General features: G+C 41.0%; 21 protein-coding genes. 7 read left to right on the top strand and 14 right to left on the bottom strand.

Features of this window, described 5'->3' with window-relative positions:
- Positions 1 to 19 precede the first annotated feature (19 nt).
- On the top strand, positions 20 to 1,255 hold the full coding sequence (locus tag ACYVNW_RS06175) for a site-specific integrase (protein ID WP_460678974.1): 1,236 nt from the start codon (positions 20 to 22) through the stop codon (positions 1,253 to 1,255).
- Between the two features lie 27 nt (positions 1,256 to 1,282).
- Entirely contained in the window at positions 1,283 to 1,822 is a 540-nt protein-coding gene (locus tag ACYVNW_RS06170; RefSeq protein ID WP_460678973.1) for an ORF6N domain-containing protein, read from the top strand.
- A 501-nt stretch (positions 1,823 to 2,323) separates the two neighbouring features.
- Here the strand turns inward: ACYVNW_RS06170 and ACYVNW_RS06165 are convergent.
- The 5 genes from ACYVNW_RS06165 to ACYVNW_RS06145 form a co-directional block, all read right to left on the bottom strand.
- Positions 2,324 to 2,569 carry a hypothetical protein gene (locus ACYVNW_RS06165; protein ID WP_460678972.1) on the bottom strand — a complete coding sequence of 82 codons (246 nt, stop codon included), beginning with the start codon at positions 2,567 to 2,569 and terminating at the stop codon, positions 2,324 to 2,326.
- A 70-nt stretch (positions 2,570 to 2,639) separates the two neighbouring features.
- Entirely contained in the window at positions 2,640 to 3,779 is a 1,140-nt protein-coding gene (locus tag ACYVNW_RS06160) for a hypothetical protein (protein WP_460678971.1), read from the bottom strand.
- 8 nt (positions 3,780 to 3,787) lie between these two features.
- Positions 3,788 to 4,774 carry a hypothetical protein gene (locus ACYVNW_RS06155; protein ID WP_460678970.1) on the bottom strand — a complete coding sequence of 329 codons (987 nt, stop codon included), beginning with the start codon at positions 4,772 to 4,774 and terminating at the stop codon, positions 3,788 to 3,790.
- Between the two features lie 3 nt (positions 4,775 to 4,777).
- Positions 4,778 to 5,605: a hypothetical protein gene (locus ACYVNW_RS06150; RefSeq protein ID WP_460678969.1), complete on the bottom strand. Its 828-nt coding sequence runs from the start codon at positions 5,603 to 5,605 to the stop codon at positions 4,778 to 4,780.
- An 8-nt stretch (positions 5,606 to 5,613) separates the two neighbouring features.
- Positions 5,614 to 6,465 (bottom strand): GNAT family N-acetyltransferase, encoded by an 852-nt coding sequence (locus tag ACYVNW_RS06145; RefSeq protein WP_460678968.1) that lies wholly within the window; start codon positions 6,463 to 6,465, stop codon positions 5,614 to 5,616.
- 189 nt (positions 6,466 to 6,654) lie between these two features.
- Between ACYVNW_RS06145 and ACYVNW_RS06140 the strand changes: the two genes are divergently transcribed.
- Positions 6,655 to 7,683: a DUF2971 domain-containing protein gene (locus ACYVNW_RS06140; protein WP_460678967.1), complete on the top strand. Its 1,029-nt coding sequence runs from the start codon at positions 6,655 to 6,657 to the stop codon at positions 7,681 to 7,683.
- Between the two features lie 15 nt (positions 7,684 to 7,698).
- Here ACYVNW_RS06140 and ACYVNW_RS06135 read toward each other — a convergent pair whose 3' ends face one another.
- From ACYVNW_RS06135 to ACYVNW_RS06115, 5 genes are all read right to left on the bottom strand, one after another.
- Positions 7,699 to 8,841: a restriction endonuclease gene (locus ACYVNW_RS06135; RefSeq protein ID WP_460678966.1), complete on the bottom strand. Its 1,143-nt coding sequence runs from the start codon at positions 8,839 to 8,841 to the stop codon at positions 7,699 to 7,701.
- A 91-nt stretch (positions 8,842 to 8,932) separates the two neighbouring features.
- A complete protein-coding gene (locus tag ACYVNW_RS06130) occupies positions 8,933 to 9,685 on the bottom strand; it encodes a Cthe_2314 family HEPN domain-containing protein (RefSeq protein WP_460678965.1) in 753 nt (250 codons plus the stop codon).
- Between the two features lie 17 nt (positions 9,686 to 9,702).
- Positions 9,703 to 10,506 carry a hypothetical protein gene (locus ACYVNW_RS06125; protein ID WP_460678964.1) on the bottom strand — a complete coding sequence of 268 codons (804 nt, stop codon included), beginning with the start codon at positions 10,504 to 10,506 and terminating at the stop codon, positions 9,703 to 9,705.
- 723 nt (positions 10,507 to 11,229) lie between these two features.
- Positions 11,230 to 11,583: a HEPN domain-containing protein gene (locus ACYVNW_RS06120; RefSeq protein WP_460678963.1), complete on the bottom strand. Its 354-nt coding sequence runs from the start codon at positions 11,581 to 11,583 to the stop codon at positions 11,230 to 11,232.
- Positions 11,584 to 12,705, bottom strand: a complete 1,122-nt coding sequence (locus ACYVNW_RS06115) for a hypothetical protein (RefSeq protein ID WP_460678962.1) — start codon at positions 12,703 to 12,705, stop codon at positions 11,584 to 11,586.
- A gap of 140 nt (positions 12,706 to 12,845) precedes the next feature.
- Here ACYVNW_RS06115 and ACYVNW_RS06110 point away from each other — a divergent pair, with 140 nt between their 5' ends.
- Positions 12,846 to 13,196: a helix-turn-helix domain-containing protein gene (locus tag ACYVNW_RS06110; RefSeq protein WP_460678961.1), complete on the top strand. Its 351-nt coding sequence runs from the start codon at positions 12,846 to 12,848 to the stop codon at positions 13,194 to 13,196.
- Positions 13,197 to 13,358: 162 nt separating this feature from the next.
- A complete protein-coding gene (locus tag ACYVNW_RS06105) occupies positions 13,359 to 13,724 on the top strand; it encodes an RNA recognition motif domain-containing protein (RefSeq protein ID WP_460678960.1) in 366 nt (121 codons plus the stop codon).
- Between the two features lie 13 nt (positions 13,725 to 13,737).
- Here the strand turns inward: ACYVNW_RS06105 and ACYVNW_RS06100 are convergent, their stop codons facing one another.
- The 4 genes from ACYVNW_RS06100 to ACYVNW_RS06085 all read right to left on the bottom strand — a co-directional run bounded on the left by ACYVNW_RS06100 (position 13,738) and on the right by ACYVNW_RS06085 (position 17,800).
- Positions 13,738 to 14,946 (bottom strand): relaxase/mobilization nuclease domain-containing protein, encoded by a 1,209-nt coding sequence (locus ACYVNW_RS06100; RefSeq protein ID WP_460678959.1) that lies wholly within the window; start codon positions 14,944 to 14,946, stop codon positions 13,738 to 13,740.
- A complete protein-coding gene (locus ACYVNW_RS06095; RefSeq protein WP_460678958.1) occupies positions 14,943 to 15,278 on the bottom strand; it encodes a plasmid mobilization protein in 336 nt (111 codons plus the stop codon). Before ACYVNW_RS06095 ends, ACYVNW_RS06100 begins: the two co-directional genes overlap by 4 nt.
- Before the next feature lie 104 nt (positions 15,279 to 15,382).
- Positions 15,383 to 15,676, bottom strand: a complete 294-nt coding sequence (locus tag ACYVNW_RS06090; RefSeq protein WP_460678957.1) for a helix-turn-helix domain-containing protein — start codon at positions 15,674 to 15,676, stop codon at positions 15,383 to 15,385.
- A gap of 540 nt (positions 15,677 to 16,216) precedes the next feature.
- A complete protein-coding gene (locus ACYVNW_RS06085; protein ID WP_460678956.1) occupies positions 16,217 to 17,800 on the bottom strand; it encodes an alpha/beta hydrolase in 1,584 nt (527 codons plus the stop codon).
- 564 nt (positions 17,801 to 18,364) lie between these two features.
- On the opposite strand from ACYVNW_RS06085, the gene ACYVNW_RS06080 reads away from it, so the two are divergent.
- Positions 18,365 to 19,645, top strand: coding sequence for a GTPase-associated system all-helical protein GASH (locus tag ACYVNW_RS06080; protein WP_460678955.1), 1,281 nt, complete (start codon positions 18,365 to 18,367; stop codon positions 19,643 to 19,645).
- Between the two features lie 29 nt (positions 19,646 to 19,674).
- On the top strand, positions 19,675 to 20,619 hold the full coding sequence (locus ACYVNW_RS06075) for a TRAFAC clade GTPase domain-containing protein (RefSeq protein WP_460678954.1): 945 nt from the start codon (positions 19,675 to 19,677) through the stop codon (positions 20,617 to 20,619).
- The last annotated feature ends 4 nt before the right edge of the window (positions 20,620 to 20,623 follow it).

Genomic DNA, 20,623 nt, shown 5'->3' with positions numbered 1-20,623 from the left:
GTTTAATTAGATCAATGTTATGAAAGCGATCAACACATTCAGTGTCCACTTCAATTTGCGGACAGAAAAAGGAAAAGAAGGAAAAGCGCCGGTTTATGCGGCAATTAAGGTCAACGGAGAGAAGGCCATGCTGGCACTCAAGCAAAGCGTTGCGACAAGGTGTTGGGACGTTCGGAAAGGTATGGGCAAAACGACTACCACTGAAGGCAGGGAGCTCAACATCTACCTCGAAGAGGTAAGACAGGTATTGGGAGAATGTTACCGGGAGTTACAACTCAAACGGCGTGTGATTAATGCCGATGCTGTTAAGAACGCTTTTTTGAAATGTGGTGATGACGAACATACCCTGGAAGAAATCGCTGAGTATCATAATGAAACTTCTCAAGGTGTACTTGCACCAGCTACCATGAAAAATTACTACACTACCCAAAAGTACTTGCGGGAATTTGTGAGTAACAAGTTGAAGAGAAGATCATTCTTCCTATCAGAGCTCAACTATAAATTCATCCAGGACTTTGAGGTATTTCTGCGCAATCATCAGCCACTTGACCATCAAAAGCCATTGACAACCAATGGGATTATGAAGCATCTGGAACGGTTCAAAAAGATGATCAATTTGGCTTGCCGGATCGAATGGTTATACCGTGATCCTTTTGAAAAATATCAATTGAAATTCGACCGCGTAGAAAAAGATTTTTTAACGTCCGACGAGCTGGCTGCACTGGAACAAAAACATCTGCTACTGCCTAGATTGAGTGTCGTAAGAGACATATTCGTCTTTGCTTGTTACACCGGGCTTGCCTTCGTTGATGTGATGGAGCTTACGCCAGACAACCTGGTCAAAGGTCAGGACGGCGGCCTATGGATCAAGACCTTTCGTCAGAAAACTACTATTCCAGTCAATGTTCCGGTACTCAACGAACCAGAGCGGTTATTGAGCAAGTACAAAGGAAACGTAAGAGCAGCTGCGAACGGAACCATCTTCCCTAAACTATCCAATCAAAAAATGAATAGCTATCTCAAGGAACTTGCCGAACTATGCGGCATCAATAAAGTCCTCACCTTCCATATGGCCAGGCATACCTTTGCGACCACTGTAACGCTCGTGAACGGAGTGCCAATAGAAACAGTAAGCAAGCTTCTTGGTCATACATCGATGCGTTCGACACAAGTCTATGCCAAAGTTATTGAAAGGAAAGTGAGCGAGGATATGGCAGCGTTAAAAGGTAAGCTTAAAGGACTATCAGTTGCTTAACTGTCTGTTGACCGAAATTTTTATAAAATGGAAAATCAATCACAGCTATTTGTTCCTGACGAAGTTGTTATGAGCAAAATATATTTAATACGAGGCCAGAAGGTCATGCTCGATGCTGACCTTGCTGAACTGTATGGAACTGAAACAAAAAAACTGAAGCAACAGGTTAACCGTAACCTTGAGCGCTTCCCTGGCCATTATATGTTCGAGCTAACCAAAGAAGAAAATGAAATTTTAAGGTCACAATTTGTGACCTTAAAGCGAGGTGAACACTCAAAGTATCTTCCCTATGTATTTACCGAACATGGGATACTGATGCTATCGAACGTTCTAAAGAGTCAAAGAGCGATAGCGGTGAGCATTCAGATCATCGACATCTTTGTTAAACTTCGTGAAACTCTAGCGGAACGAACTGATATTTGGTTGGAGATCGAAAGGATAAAATCAACGCTGATGAAGCAAGATGGAAAAATTGACTTGTTATTTAAATATTTAGATCAGCTCATCCAACAACATCATGAGCCTCAGCCAAGACAAAGAATTGGCTATAAACCTGATAAATTTTGAGGAATGGTGGAAGAGGATGGCGAACAAATAGCTTTCACGTCAATCTTAATAACACGTCGCATCTATTAACTGCGGCGTGTTTTGTTTCCTACGTTATGATTTGGAACCAGAAGCATCAGGCTATTATATAAAGACATTCAACTTACTGATGATATTTAATAATACTTTTTAGCCTGCATGATAATAAATAGTTATCTACTGTTGACTCTTCCTAAATGAAATTCATAAGAATGATCGATGAATTTTCTTCAAAACCTATTTTAAAAAACACTGCTTTACTTATTCTACTGGTTCACGCTACATGACGACATTGGTGGAAGAACTTGTTGTTGTCCACGAATTTTATGTACGATTTGACGCGTCTGTCTAACATGAGAGGGAAAATGATGGAACTTGACCCTCAACTACCAGCGTCAAGTTTGGCATCTTAGCACGTTTTTTTTGCATGCGTTTATTTCCATCAGTTTAATCCTTAGTAGAGAGGTAAATGTCAACTGGGGATTATTCTTTAACAGCAATTTTAGCACGCAGACCAATTAATTCCTGTGTATCGGAATCAACGTCATACATATACTCATAATTCTCTGGTTTCCTGTTTCCTGATAAATTAATTTCAAAGACGAATTTATCACCATCTTTATTTAGAAAAGTAGCCTCACCGATATTAAACTGATGGTTTTCTATAATAGCATACTTCTTTCCTTCCTCGGCAGTTGCATCCGAAGATATTAAACTTTGATGTCTCATACCTGCAAAATTACAGATTAACGTGGTTCTCTACCAGGTAATTTTTTATTACCATATTCTCTACTAGGTACTATATGAAACACTTATCACTGATGTCGGAAATGCCGAACCGAATGGATGACGCCGGGGTCGGATTTTTATCGTTTAAAATCTTGAGTATACCGTGGTAAATCAGTTGAGTATTCAAATTTTTAAGCCCCCAGTAAAGCTTAATGATTAAAAGCTTGTCTTGTGGCTCGTTTTGTTTCTTCGGTACATAATCGTACAATCTATAATTAGTTCCGCCATGTGCTACTTCATTCCTGATTCTGAAACAATAACTCAACAATTCCTGGATTTTCTTTGCATCGGCCTTGCTTTCTGCAACAATAACCGATGAGACCAATTTCATGATTTCGGTAGAGGTATTGTTATCATAGAAACTCTCCAGGGTAAACATCAGGTCAAGAAAATTATCAATTGTAATATAGTCTGAACGAACACCCTTAAGGAACCGATAAAAAGACCAGATATTCTTATGCCAGACTTGAGCGATTTGAGTCAAAACGGCTGTTAACGCCGGTAGCCTATCCTCTTCGATCAATAAAGGATAAGAAAAAATGTCGGAGTGTTCGTCCATAATGTATTCGCCATTGCCGGAAAACGATAATAATCCACTCGATTGAGGCTTGAAAGACTCGTGAGAGTTGTTATGCGTGGGGTAAGTAATATGAAGTCCTAAGAGAAAAAAAGAACAAATATCGCTGACCAATGAAATCATTTTACGTCTCATATCTTCAAAATCCATATCCCAGTTCATCATTTTTTCAATGTCAGTTTCTTCTGAAGTCCTGAGATTTTCAGTGTAAGTATAATCACCCTGAAACTCGACTGTAATAACCGCCAGGCCTTTGGCAAGCCTAAGATTTCCTCTATGAATGATATGTTCAAACTCTTTGAATGGCCCGATTTCCTGTATAACTAGCGTATTGGCTTCATGGGTATTGCTCATTGGAGCTGAAGTAAACGGATGGATTACAATTGAAATACGGTCAATTAGTGATGCAAAAGCTTGATCATAGCTATGTTGGGTGTCAAACTTGACCTTCCTTTGGTAATAATCAGGTTGGCTTAAAAAGATCTTGCAGTCATTGGTAATGTCGAACTTAAACTTTGAAGTTCTGCTTCTCATCGAGGTTGGAAAAAACCATCGGAAAATATGTTTTTGCATAATGAACGTTATTTTGACTTGCTTCCTTTTCGAACCTGTAAAGTCTTTCCTTTTTCAACAATTAAAGAATCCTGACCACCCACAATTTCACCATTATCGTACATCAGGGTAATAGGATCAGAAAAATTAAATGTATAGAATTCAAGATGGTGCGGGTGTAGACCATCCTTGCTTTCGGGATAATTATTATATAATAGCCTGTTGTGCTTTGGTTTTAACGCATTGATCAGTGCCTTTTCGGCATCTAAATAAATAACATTATCGTCTATAAGTTTTTCGCCCATAAGCATCCTAACCGCAATACCCATTTCGTCATCGTCCGGGGAAAAGGTATTCATGAAAATGTTATCCTTGAATGATAAGAATAATATGGCAATTTCTTCGGTAGGCAGGGTTCCGTAATGAAATGGCCTTTCGACCGACAATATATCTTGCAGATGGGAATGCCCAGTGAGCCTTTTTATGATATCCTGTTCTGTTGCCTTACCAATGTAATGAACCTTGTATTTCATAAATTTCGTAATGTCTCCCTTTATCCTGATATCTAGGGCATCCCTTAAGTAATGATAAATTAGTTTTTCGGGTGAAATCCAATAATAATCTTCCCCGGTATGTACCACGAAATTCGCCATTGAAGTAAATGGCATGGGATGCTGGAATATAACTTCCGATTTCGGATAAGTATAGTTAATAGCAATATCGCAGCGACTGCCAAAAGGCACACTAAACTCGTTCTGAAATAACGGAAACTCACATTCGAGTATTTCACTGGTTCCTTTTTGATGGGCTTCAAATTTTAAAACGGGGTTATCAATGTCTTCACTGTCTATATAGAAATTTTCAAAAGTTAATACCGGGCGCTGGGCAATAATGTATAGCTTGCCTGAATTGATAAACTGCTGGATAATGGCATCATCTTTCACCATCACAAAATCGTAATTGCTCAAGGGCGTGTATGCCAATTGCAGTATATTGAATAGCCTTTGTTCAGCCATAGTCTACGATTTTTTAGCTAAATTCCTTTTTGCTTGCTCCGCTGCCATCTCTAGTGGGCGCTTTACCATAACATCGTACCATAATTGCTCACTTACGACCATGATCTGATTGTCACCAGGCTTTACGTTACTGAAATCAGCCATAAAGTTACCGGCAATATCTTTTTCAGCTTTAAAGATATAGAAGCCGAATTTGTCAACGTGCAGGGACGCCGGGTTGCCTGGGTTTATTGCAGCTAAGACATTTTTTGTTTCATCTTTAAACGTCCCTGCCGTCATGGTGGCATAGGGATGCATCGTAATCTGTTTGGTTTTGACATTGGCTTGCAGGTCCGCATTCGTCAGGGCTTTGAACTCCAATAAACTCAGCCTTAAGGATTCAGCCAAATCTGCATCTAATTTATAATCATTAAATGATTCCAATGATGATATATCAACCCGCCAAAACATAGAGTAAACCAGTAAGCGCACGATCACCGGATCCGGGGAATCAAGCTGCACTAATTTCAAATGCGGATGCACCGAAATAATTTTTAGATCGCCTTTCGCAGCCCTAGCTTGCCAAAGTTTAAGTGAAGGGGCTGAAGCTGTTTCCAATAAGCTAAAATAAGTCTCGCACTCCTCGCAAAGCATATAATTTTCTTTCGGTGAGTCCTGGACGGTCTTGGGTTTTGCGGTAAGTTCATTTTCACCGTTCAATAAATAACCTTTTCTTGGTGATCCCTTAGCGCCCAAAAAACCGGTCGATATAAACCGGGGTAAAATATGTGAATTGGTCTTGCCCGCGGCATTAGCCCGACATAGTAGGCATTCGTCAGTAGCTTTTCTCATAAATTTATTCAAACAGTTTCACGGGTAGTATGAACGGCGATATATCGGCTGATTTCCTCAAAACCAATCTCCTGAAACATACGATTTGTCACGGGATCACTTGCATCAGATACGATACCGCATTTTCCATCACCATTAGTTGTAATCTGTCTGGTAATTTCGTGCACCAGACATTTGGCATAGCCCTTTCCACGATCCTGGGGGTTTGTATAGAGACTTCCAATAATTGGTAATTCAGTATCAGAATCCAATACACTTGCTATAGTCGTTATTTTACCGGCAGATTCCCAATGACAACTTGTTTCCTGCAAAATTGATTGATAAGAAAGCTGACGGGCATGGTTTAAGTCCCGGCCTTCGCGTACTCCCCATTCCTCTACGCCATAACGGTAGGTCATTTCTGCAACGGTATCCAGATCGGCCGTCAGGCTAAAAAAAGCAGCGCCGTTACATGGTTTGGTCAACGGCTTAACTTGCTTACATTCAAACAAAACGCGCTGTTTAAAAATTTCGTAGGCTACTCCGCTTTTTCCGAACAGTTCCAGGATCAATTTGTCTGTGCCGCAAAAGGAGAATCGCTTGGTATATTTGGCAACATCTATCTTGGTCAATAAACCATCAAGGATAGTATCAGACCATTTTAAAGCATATAAATAATAAACCGAATCGCCCCAAACAGCAATTACATTCCCCCCGTCGTCATCAACTATGTTATAAGCTTGATAAACAGATTGTCTGCCAGCATTCAATTCGTCAAAATATTGAATCAGGTGATAATGTGCCAGTCTGTTCTTGTAAACGACCGTCTTATTTTCATTAAAAAAATCCTGAACCTTAGGATATTCGACGATTTTGAACATACATTAAAACATTTAATTAAATGTACAAAAGAAAATCAAGACAACCTGGCGGCACAAATGCATTTGCCAGAGCAGGCAAAATTCAGCCGTGAATGTGAAGATATGATTGAAAAGATAAAGAGCTATATTTAGGTCTGTCAAGTTATTCATACTTCGCTTGTTGAATAGTACGAACCCATTTTAGCTCAAATGAAATTATATAAATATGTCACCGGTGCAAGGGTCGATATACTGGAAAACCAACGGATAAGGTTTAGCCAGCCTTATGCCCTCAATGACCCATTTGAAACACAACCTTATTACAGTGATCACCAGGAAATCCATCCATTAAAAAAACTGGCCGAGTTTGGTAGTATCGTAAGAGAAATTCAGGATACCGGCGTGGTACCTGAAGAAAAAGTAGCCCGGTGGGAAGAGGAAAGGAAAAAACCGCAAAAAAACATACTTAGCTGGTACGTAAACACCAATTTCGTATCCTTATCGCTGACAGAAGATCACGAAAACTTGTTGATGTGGGCACATTATACAGGCAACCACAGCGGATTTGTCCTGGAGCTTGACAGCGCACATCCATTTTTTACAGATAGCAGCCGCTACCTGTATCAGGTTCCTTACAGCAGCAAGCGTCCTGAAGTAACGCTCCGGGAATTTGAAAAGTTAATCGTTCGGCAAGCCAACCTGCTCAAAATTGGCACTCCAAAGTTAGATGAAATGCAAAAGCTGGTACAATTATTTCAAAAAAGCCAGGATTGGTCTTACGAAAAAGAATGGCGGCTGCTGGCCGTACCTGAAAATGCACTCAATTTTAAGAAGGAAGACCAGCAATATATCATCCATGTGGGGCAAGACCGGGCATTTGATGAGCAATTTGAAAGCAGTTATGTTGCTCTTTTTCAATTACCTGCTGATAGTATTACAGCTATTTATTGCGGTGCCAGGATCACAAAAAGCATTCTGCGCAAACTTTATCTGCTTATCGAGAATAACGAATGTTACCGGCACATCAACATGTTTATTGGTGCCGTGGATAATCAATATTACAAACTTAATTTCAGGAAGGTAGAAGCGTCCGATATCATGGTGGTTGGTGAATTACAATACCACATGGAAGTTACTTCCGGAAAAAGGAAGCGGCATATACCTAAATGGTATAAATTTTCATGGCTCGACCGCTTGGAAAAGGAAAGGATAAATGCGGTGATTCAGCCCAAAGTATAGTTTTTGGATATCAACTTAATCTTTGCTCTCGATAAAATCAGTTATTTCACCGGGCTCAATGCGTTCCTCCGAAACATCGTCTACCGTAATTTCCTTGTAAGTGGATTTGATTTCCGGGTTGATCCGGATCTTTAAGGTGCCTTCGGTTTTATAGCGTTTAGAAATCAGCTTCCAGTTTAAAAGTACTTCGCTATCGATTGTTGCAGGCTTAATATAGATGTCAGCGGAAGTAAACGAGTCGTCGCCCACCAGTATATTATTCCTGGGGATCAGTTCGCCTGACAGCGTTTCCTTATCAACATAAGTCGTTGGCCGTACCGTATGCGAAATAGCTATAAGTGCCTGGAAGTCATCTTTTACATTCGTTTTTGCAATGTCCTGAACATCCCCTTTCAGCCAGAAGGATAACTTGTAATCCTCCAGTGCTTCGCTGCCGGTATTGGTTATGATCAGGTTGAATTTGTCATAACTTAAGTTGACAGTAGCCTTAACTATACGTGCCGACATACCAGCATTAAACATCCGGTTCCAGGATGCATTTGCGGTCATAGCCGCCGAAAGTACTGTCAGCCCGTTATCCAGTCCGGCAGTGAAGTCTTTCCGATAAATTGTTTTATGCTGCTTAAACTTAGGTTTGAGCGTTATTTCATTCTCGCCATTGCCAAACGCCACCATAACACTCGTTGTATTCCGAAAATTCTGGCTTTCCATGTAATAATTAAATGTCTGCCTGTTTTCTTCTATGAGGTCGGCTATATCTTCCCAGGAGAATAAATGAACCTCAAATATCCCGCTTTCGATATTTTCCAGGTTTTTAACCCTTACAAACTCCTCAATAACAGCATCCTTATTGGCCGTGGTGGCAAAATACAGTTTTTTCAAAGGAGGCTTGAATCCCTTGGCCTTCTCTATTTCATCGATTACTTCCTGTTCCGTAAACTGCTTGTTTGCGTATTCGTCCTTTCCCTTACACTGGATTCCGAAGTATTGGGTTTCTCCTGACGGTATTCCAAAAACATCCACACCATTTTGAGCCTGACCTGTGCGTCCATTCTTCTTGATTTCTTTACAATCCCATATTTCGCCCCATAGTTTTTTGCATAAGGTTTCAAAGTCTTGCCAGTTCAACGGTTTACGTAAAGATTTAGGTGCTTGCATAGGATCTAATTACTTACTGAAAAAATCAGGTTGTATAAATTTAGCTTTCAGTAAACTTACAAATCTCATCAGCAAAAAAACATTCAAATAATCACTTGTTTTTTGTAAGGGACTTGAGGTTATCAAAAAAAGGTGTTGTTATAAAAAGGTAGATCAGTTTGAGATACTGATCGATGTTTGCCAAATGCGCCTTTATGATCGCGGTAATTTTTTTCACGAGCTCCTTTTGCGTATCACTAATGGCAAATTCATAACGGTATTGATCGAGCCGGTTTTTGTGTTTTACGTCAATGGTGTAAAATGAATTGACCAAAGCCAGGTCCGGCATCGTAATGAACCCATTGTGGGCCACATGGTTCCGGTAGGGTTTTAGTTCATCCAAATTCTGTTGGATCTGCGACCAGATGCCTTGAAAGTGTGGATGATCCTTTGCCAGCAGCTTGAGTATGTTGGCTTCTAAGTTGAGGCCTTTTTTAATTTTCAGCATCATCACCTCGTTGATCAACAACAAAAAAAGATCTTTCATCTTACCCATGCGTAAGAAAAAGTTCTCATAATTATAGCGAATCATTTGCCCGGCATTGGCGGTACGATCCAGCCTTGACAGCCCAGGATGATGTGCGCTGATCAGTTGTTCAGTTAAAGCGATATCCTCTATATTTTGCTGGATATCCCAGATTCGGCTTTGAACCCGCCAAAGGTACTCGCCCGAAGGTGTCTTGCGCATCTTGGCTTGTTCATCGTCTGGCTTAATGGCAAAGACTTTAACAAACAACTCATTAAGCCCGGTAATGAATTGCATGTCTTCAGATTTCATGCTATTTAACTCTTCGTTGGTCATCATTTTGAGATTAGAGTTGATTAAGACAATTGCATTTTTGTATGGTCTTTGATCGCTTTGGCAATATCCGGTCTATATTTTTCAATTACAGCATCAAATATTCGCTGGACAAAGGGAGCTACACTGTATTGTAGCTCTTCGTCTGGCTTCTCCCCACATTCCAGGCAATCCATATAATCAGAGGACATCATGTAATGATCATTCATATAGAACAGATAGCCCAGATGGAGCATAAAAATTTCCTGGAGATCACTCCTGAACCTTTCTAAGGTCTGCAATCGTTCATCCACGTAGACCTTGTTGTCATTAAGCAGCAAAGTATTGTAATATAAATAGTGGGTATGATCGTTACATCGTTGCCTGATCCCTTCGAATGAGCTCTTTTTAAAGCCCCCGTTTTGGTAGAGCAGCTGAGTGATCTCTTTTACTTTACCGGAGGCAAGGATATATTCTGACATGGTACCGAAGCCCGGAATAGATTCTGTGCCCCGGCGCCATTTTTCAATTTTTTCAACCACAAAATTGTCTACAGAAAAATGGTCACTCAAGTACAGGTTTGAATAAATGTTAATGATCGAAGAATCGTAGTACTTGCGGAGCAAGGCATACCCGTCGTTGATCCGCCCCCGTTTCAGGACATCAGAAATCGATTCTAAGGTCCCTTGTATAGAGCTGAAAATATATGTATTTATATTCAAAAGGCTGCTTACACCCTGGGTAACCCAGTGCATAGTTGAGAACGACAGGCTGTCGTATAATTTTGCATATATGGTGAGTTCATGAAAAATCGCGTGCTCCTGATACTCCTTTGAATTAACCTGCATATTGAACTATCTTTTTATAACGCCAAAGTATTTTCAATGTACGCAGCCTATCTGCGCAGTGAAAATATCTTATTAAAAAAACAAATGTGGAGAATAATCATCAAAAGTGCCTGACAACTGGATCATCTTAGAGGAACCAATAAGTCTCAGCCAGTAGAGAAATCGAATCCCGTAAATTAAGCTATATGAAATTCGTTTAATAGAGTCCTTTGTTCCACAAGGTAGGTTCGAATTATGCCGAGTCTGGGAACGAAAAAAAATTGCCGCTCAGAAAGTCAAAACTCCTGAAGCTAGATTCGAACCAGATTTTACCGGAGTGGATACTTCGATTTCTAAAACTGTTCAATACCCTGATTGACGAACAATTCAAATATCAATAAAGGATAACTGAACATTATCGTTCATAGAAACCAAACAGTTAGTCGAAATACACCATTCCATTGCATCGCTTAAACAACCGGCCGCAGCAAGCAGGAAAACTGTCAAGGGCGCTGCTTCCATTAAAAGCAATTAATTGCAGCGTTTATACACCCTTGACAGTTTTCCTGCGATGCTAATTTTGTGATGGTGGTGCAGTGACCAATTTATATAAAATGGAAAAGGCAAATCTATGGTGAGAGAAAACGAGCCATAGTATTACCTGTGCGGCAGAAAGGCTGTCGGTGCAATGCAACCCTGAGCGTAGCGTGTGGTGAAATGAAACCGTCTGCCTGACTGCGAGGCCTAATCCTTGAGTTGCTCCATTACCTGGCTATACATTCCTTCAGCGGTTATGAACAGCTTGCATATTTTATCCGATAAAGCCTTTACTGTATCCTTGTCAGCCTTAAAGTCGTCTTTGTATCTTGCTGCCGAATAGGCCGTTTGTAACAACTCGAAAAGCTGTACATCTTCAATTACACTAAAGTCAAATACATTTTTCAAATCATCTGTAAAGATCAATGTTATCCTTAGCTGCCTGGCTAAATTATGAATGGAAAGCCGATAACCCAAATTGACCCTGATAATGGAACTCAGCGTGCTTTCAACTGCCTGATGCATAAGAAACATCGATAAGTTATAATTACCGTCATCCAATCAGTTCAAAGAAGTATCGAGAAAGTCTTTACCTTGCTTACCCCAACGTTTCCATATGGCTTCTACCTGGCTCTTGATGAAGTTTTCATCAGGATTTCGTAGTTCAGGCAATTCCAATTTAGATGAATGGTAAGCTATTTTGTTTTTTTGTAAAGCATTGATAAAAAAGCGGCATCCTTCTTCAAGCGCTCTAAGGAAAGCATCTGACTTGTGAACGATAGCGCAAACATTAATCACGTGACCGCATTTCTTTTCGATCTTATCCAAGAGTTGATGTTCCGATGTTTTGTCTTTCTCCGCTGTGATAATTAGTAGATAAAACGTGTCAGGATCAGGATGTGTCCCAAGATGAATAATCAACAATACAGACTCAATCTCTTTAAGGATGATCTCTACCAATTGATTTAAGCCAAGCTGTTCAGCGGATGTAATAGCTTCGTTAAACCTGCAATTGAAATTCAGTAATGGCAGCCTTACAGGATACCGTTTCACTTGCGCAGTTACCGTCTCTCCACACTCGTCCGCACTCTTTTTTAATGTAGGTTCAATTTCTCGCTGCTTGATGACCCATGCGGCTTCATATAGCTTCTGCACGTTCTCGTAGAGATAGATCACATCACTGGTATCTAAAAACTCATCTGCCGAGTGATTAGACAGGCCCGTTTCCAGCCATTCATAAAGTAAATCAAGGTACTGATCAACTGTATAGACTTTGAAGAAATTACTAATGGCAAAATATGGATTGATGCGTTCGACGGATGATAGGTATATAGGATAATGCAACCATTCCTGTTCTTCCTGCTGTAATTGTACCTCAAAGTTGATATGAATGGCACCAGCAAGCTTCAATGCCCTTTTGGTACGGCTGATTAAATAAATCGCTTCAATTAGCCTGGCGTTTAACTGGTGGGTAAAAAGTAACCCAGCAGGACTTCTCTTATGTTGGTCTGTGTAGTAACCCTCTTCGATCACATATCTCCGCCATTCTAATAAGCTTTCTAAATGTCCGGGTAGCCAGTCAGCGGCGAAGAAATCACGGATCACCTTAAAAGGCTCGTTGACCTCATCCTGGTCAAGATACCTGGGATGAAAGGTCTGTACATCATATTGCTTTAAGTCCATGACTGATGCTTTTGCGACCGGCCTGTATTGACCAGCAACACAAAAGAATAGAAGTACTCTTACGTGGCGAACCACAACGATTTGTACTTTACAATAATGCGGTTGTTTCGTACATTTACAATAATTGATACATTTACGCCATGGCAGAGACTTTACATATCGGGAGAAAGATCAGTAAACTTCGTGAGTTGCGTGGTATGAAGCAGGAAACGCTGGCAACAGAGTTAGGTATCAGCCAGCAAGCCATTTCTAAGATTGAGCAAAGTGCCGAGGTGGAAGAAGACGCTTTAGCAAAGATCGCTCATGTATTAGGTGTGACCGTTGAAGGCTTAAAGCACTTTACCGAAGATTCTGTTTTTAACAACATCAATAACTTTCACGACAATTCAATTCAAAACAATTTCAATCCAATTGAAAAAGTAATTGAATTATACGAGCGGTTACTGCAAAGTGAGCGAGAGAAAATAGAACTTTTAAAGAATTCAAAATAATCTAGAGCTCCATATGGGGCTTTTTTTATTTGTTATCGTGACTTTCTGGTTCGTTTATTAGAAATGCAGAATTATGCATTTCTAACATCTGCATTTATAGAAATGTTCATTTCTACAAATGCAGAAATCTATTTTTCTATATCTCTACATTTGCAGCCACTTATGGAATTAGTTAAATTATTTGTTGGCGGCTTTCCGCTGGAGATCGATGAAATGGAGCTGGCCAAATTGTTTGCACCATATGGTGACATCAGCACCATCAAGATAGTTCGTGATAAGAAAACGCGTATTTGTAAAGGCTATGCCTTTATCGAAATGAATGACAGGAAAGGAGCTGAAGCGGCTGCTGAAGCACTGGATGGTACTGATATGAATGGGAAACAACTCACCGTTAAGATCAATGAGGACACCGCAGCAAAACCAAGCTATGCGCCCAAATTCTCTTCTCCGCAAAGACAGCCCGTTTATCAAAAGGTATCAAGGCCAGGCACCGAGGAACGAAAGAAAAGGCCGAGAAAGGTTTTGTGATCAAAAGCCATTACTAACCCAATTTTTGCCCTTTCCTTTTCTTACGCTTGCGTTTGAACTCATTCAATGCACTTTGATCCATATCACCAGCAGGGTGATCAGTGCCGAGCAAATTCCTGATAAGATCGCTACCAGGTAAAGCTTGATGACCCACCTGCTGCCCACCTTGTTGTTGGCCTTGTATATTTGCTCCGCGCTGGAAACTATCCTTTGTATTTGAAAGGCGAGGTTGGTTGCTGTGCTGTCCATCAGCTCCAGCCGCCTGCTGGTGTCTGCTATCTTTTGCTCTGATCTGATCCTGTAGTTTTCCAGTGCCTTGCTGTACATTTTTTCGATTTCCGGCAGCAACTTTTGTATCTGCGTAAGTTCCAGTTGCTGTTCCTCTTGCGGCCGATTCACAGGCTCTTGCTGATTGCTGAAAGTCTCTTGTCCTAACATTTGCCTGGTGAATTGCTGTGCGATCTCTTTCTTGTTCATAACTGATAGCATTTTTAATAGCCTGCCATTTATACCCGTTACCTAAATGAGCCCCTTTGAACTGCATTCCTTCATAGCCGTAGGATATGCCGCTTACAAAGCCGGTGCTGGCTTGGTTAAACAATACATTGATTCCCTTCGCTTCTAAAGCCTCAATGAACTGTACTGCATCTGGCTTCCTACTGAGCACATCTTTAATGATCTCCTGTAACTGCATTTTAGAGGATGGCACATTCGTCCGCTTAATCATCTCCAGTTCATTCTTAGTCATTGCTCGTTCCTGCGCTTGTCTGCTGGATATGACTTCGGTTAAGCCATGCTGCTTTTCCAGCTTTCGCAGCACCTGCTCACTGCGATGATAGTCTTTGCTATCAGATACCACTTTACCATCGTAGCCAATACGATTCACAAGGATATGCAGGTGCGGATGATCTGCATCGTAATGCCGGAAGATGGCGTACTGGTGCTGGTCAAATCCCATATTGTTCAAATATTCATTTGCAATCATGTTCATTTGTTCATCACCGAGGTTCTCATTTGGCGGAAAGTTGAGGGATGTATGATAGAAGTATTTTTGAAGGTTGGGTCTTAACATTCTGACCAACGCCACCTCACGCATGATAGAATCCTCTTTGCCCGATGTAAAGGTCATATCCAGGACTTTCGCCTTACCTTGCTCAACCTTTTGCAGGTTGTAGCGTAATGCTCCCCTGAATCCCTTTCCTTTTACCTGATCCGCTGTCATTTCATTAAGCAGTTAAGAATGTCCTTCTGCGTTTTGATCAAAGCGCTTAGTATGGTTAGAAATGCCGGTGATAGTTTACCGGCGTTCAGTTGCTTCACCGCCTGGTTCAGGTTAACGCCGATCTTATGTAGCTCCCGGTAAAGTGCTGCATTTACCGGTGAAAGTTTGATGGCAGGGAACCTGCCGGTAAAAGCTTTCTGCCTGATCCAGTTGGCTGGTGTCATTGCCGATGCCTGGGCGTAGGTGCAAACCATATCGTTCTCTTCTTTCGTGAGCCGGATGTTGACCTGAATGATCCTTTTATCTTCTTCCTGTAAAGCCGGTCTTCCCATGATCTTTGATTTTAAACGAAGTGCAAAATCTTGCTTATCTCCGAAGGAGCAAGCCGTTTAAGCGTAGCGAAAACATGGCTTGCTCCGATTTGTGAAGACAGTCTTTACCTCGCCAAACGTATACGTTTGGATTGCGCTTCACCGCGAAGGACTTTTTGAATTGCATCCATCTCGTAATAGAGTATACCGCCAATCTTGGTGAAGGGTATCGTGCCGTTATCACGAAGGGTTTGAAGGGTGTTGCTCGAGATCTTGAGCAGGTTTTTGACCTGGTAGCTCTTGATCCATTTACGCGGTTCGCTTTCGGCTGAACCGCCAGTCAATAGTACTTTCATCTGGTTTAGTAAGCGTTCACCAAACGCTTCTAAATCCTCACGGGTGATGATCTCTGTTGCCATAGCTTTCCTTTGTTTGGTTAGACATTCAGTTTGGTTAAGCTCAGATGAGCTTAACTTCCTGCAACCCAAGCTGACTTGCGTTGTTTTGAAACAAAGGTGAGTAATTGCAAAGCAAAGTTTATCCGATATACTCCGAGTCGGATATGACAAAAGACACTATTGTATGGAAGTGATTGTTTGATGAAGCGACGGTTATTCAAAACCCGTTCGTTTAAAGAATGATTAAATTAAAGTTCTTGACAGCGCAAGCACCCCATGCTGCACTTCCAAAATTTCAATCGCTCAAGAACCTTCAACAAATCGTTGTCGCTTTTGTAATAAACGATGATAGTGTCCATGACCCTTAGAAAGGACCATAAGGAATAGGTTGAATGCAACGGTCTGATATTGTTTAACTCATCATTTATATTTTGGACCAGTAAAGTTTTTAAAACATTGACTCCTTTGTTTCCACCATTATCTATTGATTGTTGAAACATGACGTCATTGTGTACTTGACACCGATAAGATAAAAAATGGATGAATTTGCAGACGGGTCTTTTATTTAGGAAATAACCAATAAGGTCGTGGTTGGTGCTGGATTTGTCTTAACCGGCGCTGATTTGGCGGTAATCCCTGTGTGAGCAGGTAATAAAGGTCGCTTAATAATTCTTTGCTTTGAAAGAGATAACTGTGGCTGCTCGGCGTTTTTAAGTTGGAGGCTTCTACCGTATCTAATCCGGTTCCAACAAAGATATCCTCGCCAACATGGCCAACTCTTTCTTTAAAACTCCGGAATACGCCTGACCATTCCAGCGCGAGATCGTGGTCGGACGCGTACATAGTGCGCTGTTGCCCAACACCGCTAAAGGCGGGCAGGATGTTATCCTTAAAATCTTTTTTATCGATATCTGGTGCCCCAAGTATCAATTGAAAGATTCGTCCCAGGTCGTTAGCGACGCTCGGGTCATAGGTCAGTTCCTTTACGGTCAGGGTGAGTACCAGGCTTCCCATGCTGTGCGCGATAAAGTGCAACTGCTCGATCTCTTTGATCTCAAGTAAGGTTTTAATGAATTGTTTAAACACCATTACACTGCCGCGTGCCTGCCGGTCATCGCCAAAATAAGGCAAAAGTTTACCCGCAGAAGGCCAGCTAAAAAATCCGGTATAGCCCGCGAAGGGTATATCCCAGGCTAATTGTGCCGCCCGTAATGCGGCTTCTTCGAAGGTGGTACGGTAACCATGTACGAAAATCAGCGCGTGCTGTTTTGGCCTTTCAGCCAGTTTTTGTTTAAAGTCTTCGATAAACTCAGCTTCGTTCGTTTCAATGACCTTTTTGACCACAACATGGATATGCTCATTTTCTGGAACGAACCAACCGGGACGCTCCAACTCTCCCTGAACATGGCCTTCAGGCAACTGTACTTCACAAGTACCATAATGCAATTCATCGTGGTCATTATTTTGATATTGTTGTTTACCATCTACTACGCCATCGGGAATGCGGTTAGTGCCGTAAAAAACCGTAACTGTTCCACCTTTATCTTCTTTTTGGCTTTCTTCCGGTATCTTCTCTACAACATTCCCCATGCTGAAACTTTCAAAAGCACGGTGATCTCCGGCGATACGTGCTACGGGTAATAATTCGTAAGCGATCTCCATTTGTTTAGGGAACTGTTCCTCGATAACGGATAACTGGTAAGGCGTCAGCCGCTGTATCTCTAAGCGGGTATCAAATACTGGTTTGACTACTGTTCCAAATTCTTCCTGGTTGAGCCATTGCACCGCTAACTTGACCTCTCGCTCGGTAACGATTTCTTTATCTGCGATAAAGCCTATTTTTTCTATATTTTGCCCATCCACGGCGAAAACCGGATCGGAAAGTTCCATACGCTGCAAGTCTTTGATGGCGTTAGCCATGCGCTTCACTTCTGCTTTTTCTACATCTGGATAAGCTTGAGCGACCGCGATCATCACATCCCGCAATGGGTGGTAAATACTTGCGTCCACATTTTCCCAGTTATAAGTTAACTGGCTAATGCTTTCATCGGGTGATTGCTCCCATGTACGGTGTTCAGTATTCGCCATTTGAATACCATAATAGTTGGCATCAGGTCTTAACGGGACAAGGCTATTTAAACTCATTTGGATAAAGGTTTGAGCGGCTAATATCTTTAAAATTTTCTAAATAATGCGTTGCCGTTGCCTGCGGCCGGGCTTTCTGCTATACCTGCTACGCAGGATGCCGCGTCAATCCCTAACGGTGCGCCTAATTTTCCTATCGTCAAAACAGGCGCTATCCTTGCGCAATAGCATCACTGTTCGGGCACTGGCCCCGAACCGCTCCGCATTTGTGAACTGCTATGAATGGTTTGCTTTTTAACCACTATTCCCAAAAGAAGGAGAAAAAGGAAAACAAGTTGGGCACTGTTACTGGTGATTGCCGATAGTATCAAAAAGACTACGGCATATACGGTGCCTCCCTAAAGGTGCCCTCCAATTATTTTAAAATTTTTAGAAATTGTGCAGCGGGCCGGCGATGCCGGCCCCGATACGCCCCCTGTTTACATTGCTAATTGTCTTAAGCGGTGTAAACAGAGGGCGTTTTTTCAACATTGATAAACCTAATAGATCAATTTACAATATTTGTTTTTTTATATCATCTTAATTCCCATAATTTTATAATTTACGATAAATCCTATCCATCACATGGCTTATAAGTATTTACAGCTCTTTTTAGATGCACGTCTTTTCACGATAGCAGAAGATAATTCCACTTATCAATTCCTAACGGCCACCATTCCGGTCTTTGAAAAATCTTTATTGAAGACCAAAAGCAAAATAATCGCCAGTACACTCGTTGCACTGGATCAGGACATTCCGCACGACGATCCTATATTGGAAGAAGTAGAAGACCTCTTGAAAAAAAAATGGCAACTATTAAGAAATAAATATCCGGAAAGGCCGAAGACACTTTTGAGAGCGATTATATTGGAAGCTTTACATAGTGTAACTAAACAAAACCCAGAATTAGCTAATATAATTTGGTTGACTGGCAGCAACTATTTTCAATTTGTTAACGAGAGGCCGGAATCGGCTCTCCTAAAAGATTGGTTAAGCGCAATAGGTGCCATTGCTGAAGAGATATCAACCAAAGAATGGGAATTGGTTGATAATGCTAAGTCCATTAATATTCCAGAATTTACAATTGGAAAATTACAGCTAACCAATGTTTCATTTGAAAAAGGAGTAATAAAGAATGGCTTAAATGAGGCATCGATGAATGGCGAACAAATCACCCAAAACACCAGTAATGGCCACTACAATAACCAGGGATGGGGTAATTTGCGACAGGAATGGGTAGATCAATTTTCTGCTAAAGCTTCTGAGACTTTTTTCACTGTTTTTTCTAATGGATTCAACTCGTTGACTAAAGCTCTAAATAATTTACAAATCGATAAACCTATAAACGATTTTTTCACTGCTTTCAGAAACGATCTTACAAAAACGTTAACCAGTACTCTAAAATCAACCGAAAAATTAAGGTTGCGAAGCCATATTCTTTGGTGGAAAGAAGCCCTTTATTCTAACTCTGGTAACATGAGCTATAGGGAAATGACCGCACCGCTGATTTCATTGTCTATGGCAAAAGACCTTGGTGAAAGCATTCCGCCCCTCTATCCCATAAGCGTTGACTATATCTTAAGGGAAACGGTGTTAACCTGTATTAAAGAAGATGAGAAAAAAACCTTTAACCAATTATTGAATGAGTTTTCAAACTTAAACATTGATTATAGCCTAAATCTTATTGAAGAAAAAGTAGGTAGAATTTCAATAACCCAGTTCCTGCAATTACTGGTAATCAAGAAGGAAACTATTACAAACTTCAAACAAAGAACAGGCATCGATGAATCAATTGCAATAAATTATGCGGGACTGGCAGTAATAATTCTTCACGACATTCAGTCGAATAAAATTGCGGCAAAATAATGATAGGAAGTTGCACTCAGGAAGATTGCATGCCTGGAGTAACAGGATGCAGCATAGGTCATTCACTCAATACAATAGGTAAGTGTAAGCATTACAACGCCGGCCCATCAACCAAAAAACCGGCAGATTCGGTAGAGAGGGTCGCACAGCTAATTCCATGGGCTGGCATAAGTTTGGGTCAAAGAGATATTTCCGACTTGGCAGCAAGCCGTACATTGTCTGTTGTCGGGCTTATTGGAGTTCAAAATTCAGGAAAAACCACATTACTAACGTTGCTTTACTGTTTGCTAAGGCGGGGGGAAAACGTCGGTGAATATCAATTTGCTGGTTCTTACACGTTGCCTGCTTGGGAGACATTAGCTTACTACATGACTTGGAAGCCAGGAAATGACATTTCGTTTCCACCGCATACCCCCGGATCGTTTGGACGAATTCCTGGCCTTTTACACCTTGGATTGAAAGATGCTAATGGTCGTTTATTCGATATTCTTATTACAGATGCTAAAGGGGAATGGTTCAAAGATTGGGCAACGAATTTGGACGGTGCTACTTCTCAAACCCCTAATTGGATACATGAACACAGTAGTTCATTTATTTTAGTAGCAGATTGCGAAGAACTGGCAGGCCCAGACAGGGGAACAGCAAGAGATGATCTAAAAGATTTATATAATCGGTTAACAAATAGCCTGAATAATCGGCCAGTAGCAATTGCGTGGACTAAATCTGATATAGTGGTCAGGCCAGCTATGAAGGATAATCTTAAAGAGCATTTTGAAAAGGACGGCTTGGCGCTCAATAACTTTAATATAAGTGCGTATAAAAATAACGAAGAAGGAAAATTACCGGACTATTGGCAAATCCAGGCACTCGATTTATTTGCGTATTTGATAAAAAGTTCAACAACAAGAATCGCGGCTCAACCAAATATACCATCACAAAAAGCGAAGGATTTATTTCTTTCAATACGGAGATAAAATT

The organism is Mucilaginibacter koreensis (genome assembly GCF_054783355.1).
Note: the sequence above shows the minus strand (reverse complement) of the source record. Positions and strands in the feature narration are given on the sequence as shown.

What these genes read in the sequence shown, in the direction of transcription:
- ACYVNW_RS06165 (WP_460678972.1), bottom strand. Translation starts at nt 2,569, where the DNA reads ATGAGACATCAAAGTTTAATATCTTCGGATGCAACTGCCGAGGAAGGA.
- ACYVNW_RS06170 (WP_460678973.1), top strand. Translation starts at nt 1,283, where the DNA reads ATGGAAAATCAATCACAGCTATTTGTTCCTGACGAAGTTGTTATGAGC.
- ACYVNW_RS06090 (WP_460678957.1), bottom strand. Translation starts at nt 15,676, where the DNA reads ATGGCAACAGAGATCATCACCCGTGAGGATTTAGAAGCGTTTGGTGAA.
- ACYVNW_RS06160 (WP_460678971.1), bottom strand. Translation starts at nt 3,779, where the DNA reads ATGCAAAAACATATTTTCCGATGGTTTTTTCCAACCTCGATGAGAAGC.
- ACYVNW_RS06155 (WP_460678970.1), bottom strand. Translation starts at nt 4,774, where the DNA reads ATGGCTGAACAAAGGCTATTCAATATACTGCAATTGGCATACACGCCC.
- ACYVNW_RS06175 (WP_460678974.1), top strand. Translation starts at nt 20, where the DNA reads ATGAAAGCGATCAACACATTCAGTGTCCACTTCAATTTGCGGACAGAA.
- ACYVNW_RS06135 (WP_460678966.1), bottom strand. Translation starts at nt 8,841, where the DNA reads ATGCAAGCACCTAAATCTTTACGTAAACCGTTGAACTGGCAAGACTTT.
- ACYVNW_RS06080 (WP_460678955.1), top strand. Translation starts at nt 18,365, where the DNA reads ATGGCTTATAAGTATTTACAGCTCTTTTTAGATGCACGTCTTTTCACG.
- ACYVNW_RS06115 (WP_460678962.1), bottom strand. Translation starts at nt 12,705, where the DNA reads ATGGACTTAAAGCAATATGATGTACAGACCTTTCATCCCAGGTATCTT.
- ACYVNW_RS06130 (WP_460678965.1), bottom strand. Translation starts at nt 9,685, where the DNA reads ATGATGACCAACGAAGAGTTAAATAGCATGAAATCTGAAGACATGCAA.
- ACYVNW_RS06150 (WP_460678969.1), bottom strand. Translation starts at nt 5,605, where the DNA reads ATGAGAAAAGCTACTGACGAATGCCTACTATGTCGGGCTAATGCCGCG.
- ACYVNW_RS06105 (WP_460678960.1), top strand. Translation starts at nt 13,359, where the DNA reads ATGGAATTAGTTAAATTATTTGTTGGCGGCTTTCCGCTGGAGATCGAT.
- ACYVNW_RS06125 (WP_460678964.1), bottom strand. Translation starts at nt 10,506, where the DNA reads ATGCAGGTTAATTCAAAGGAGTATCAGGAGCACGCGATTTTTCATGAA.
- ACYVNW_RS06075 (WP_460678954.1), top strand. Translation starts at nt 19,675, where the DNA reads ATGCCTGGAGTAACAGGATGCAGCATAGGTCATTCACTCAATACAATA.
- ACYVNW_RS06110 (WP_460678961.1), top strand. Translation starts at nt 12,846, where the DNA reads ATGGCAGAGACTTTACATATCGGGAGAAAGATCAGTAAACTTCGTGAG.
- ACYVNW_RS06100 (WP_460678959.1), bottom strand. Translation starts at nt 14,946, where the DNA reads ATGACAGCGGATCAGGTAAAAGGAAAGGGATTCAGGGGAGCATTACGC.
- ACYVNW_RS06140 (WP_460678967.1), top strand. Translation starts at nt 6,655, where the DNA reads ATGAAATTATATAAATATGTCACCGGTGCAAGGGTCGATATACTGGAA.
- ACYVNW_RS06085 (WP_460678956.1), bottom strand. Translation starts at nt 17,800, where the DNA reads ATGAGTTTAAATAGCCTTGTCCCGTTAAGACCTGATGCCAACTATTAT.
- ACYVNW_RS06145 (WP_460678968.1), bottom strand. Translation starts at nt 6,465, where the DNA reads ATGTTCAAAATCGTCGAATATCCTAAGGTTCAGGATTTTTTTAATGAA.
- ACYVNW_RS06095 (WP_460678958.1), bottom strand. Translation starts at nt 15,278, where the DNA reads ATGGGAAGACCGGCTTTACAGGAAGAAGATAAAAGGATCATTCAGGTC.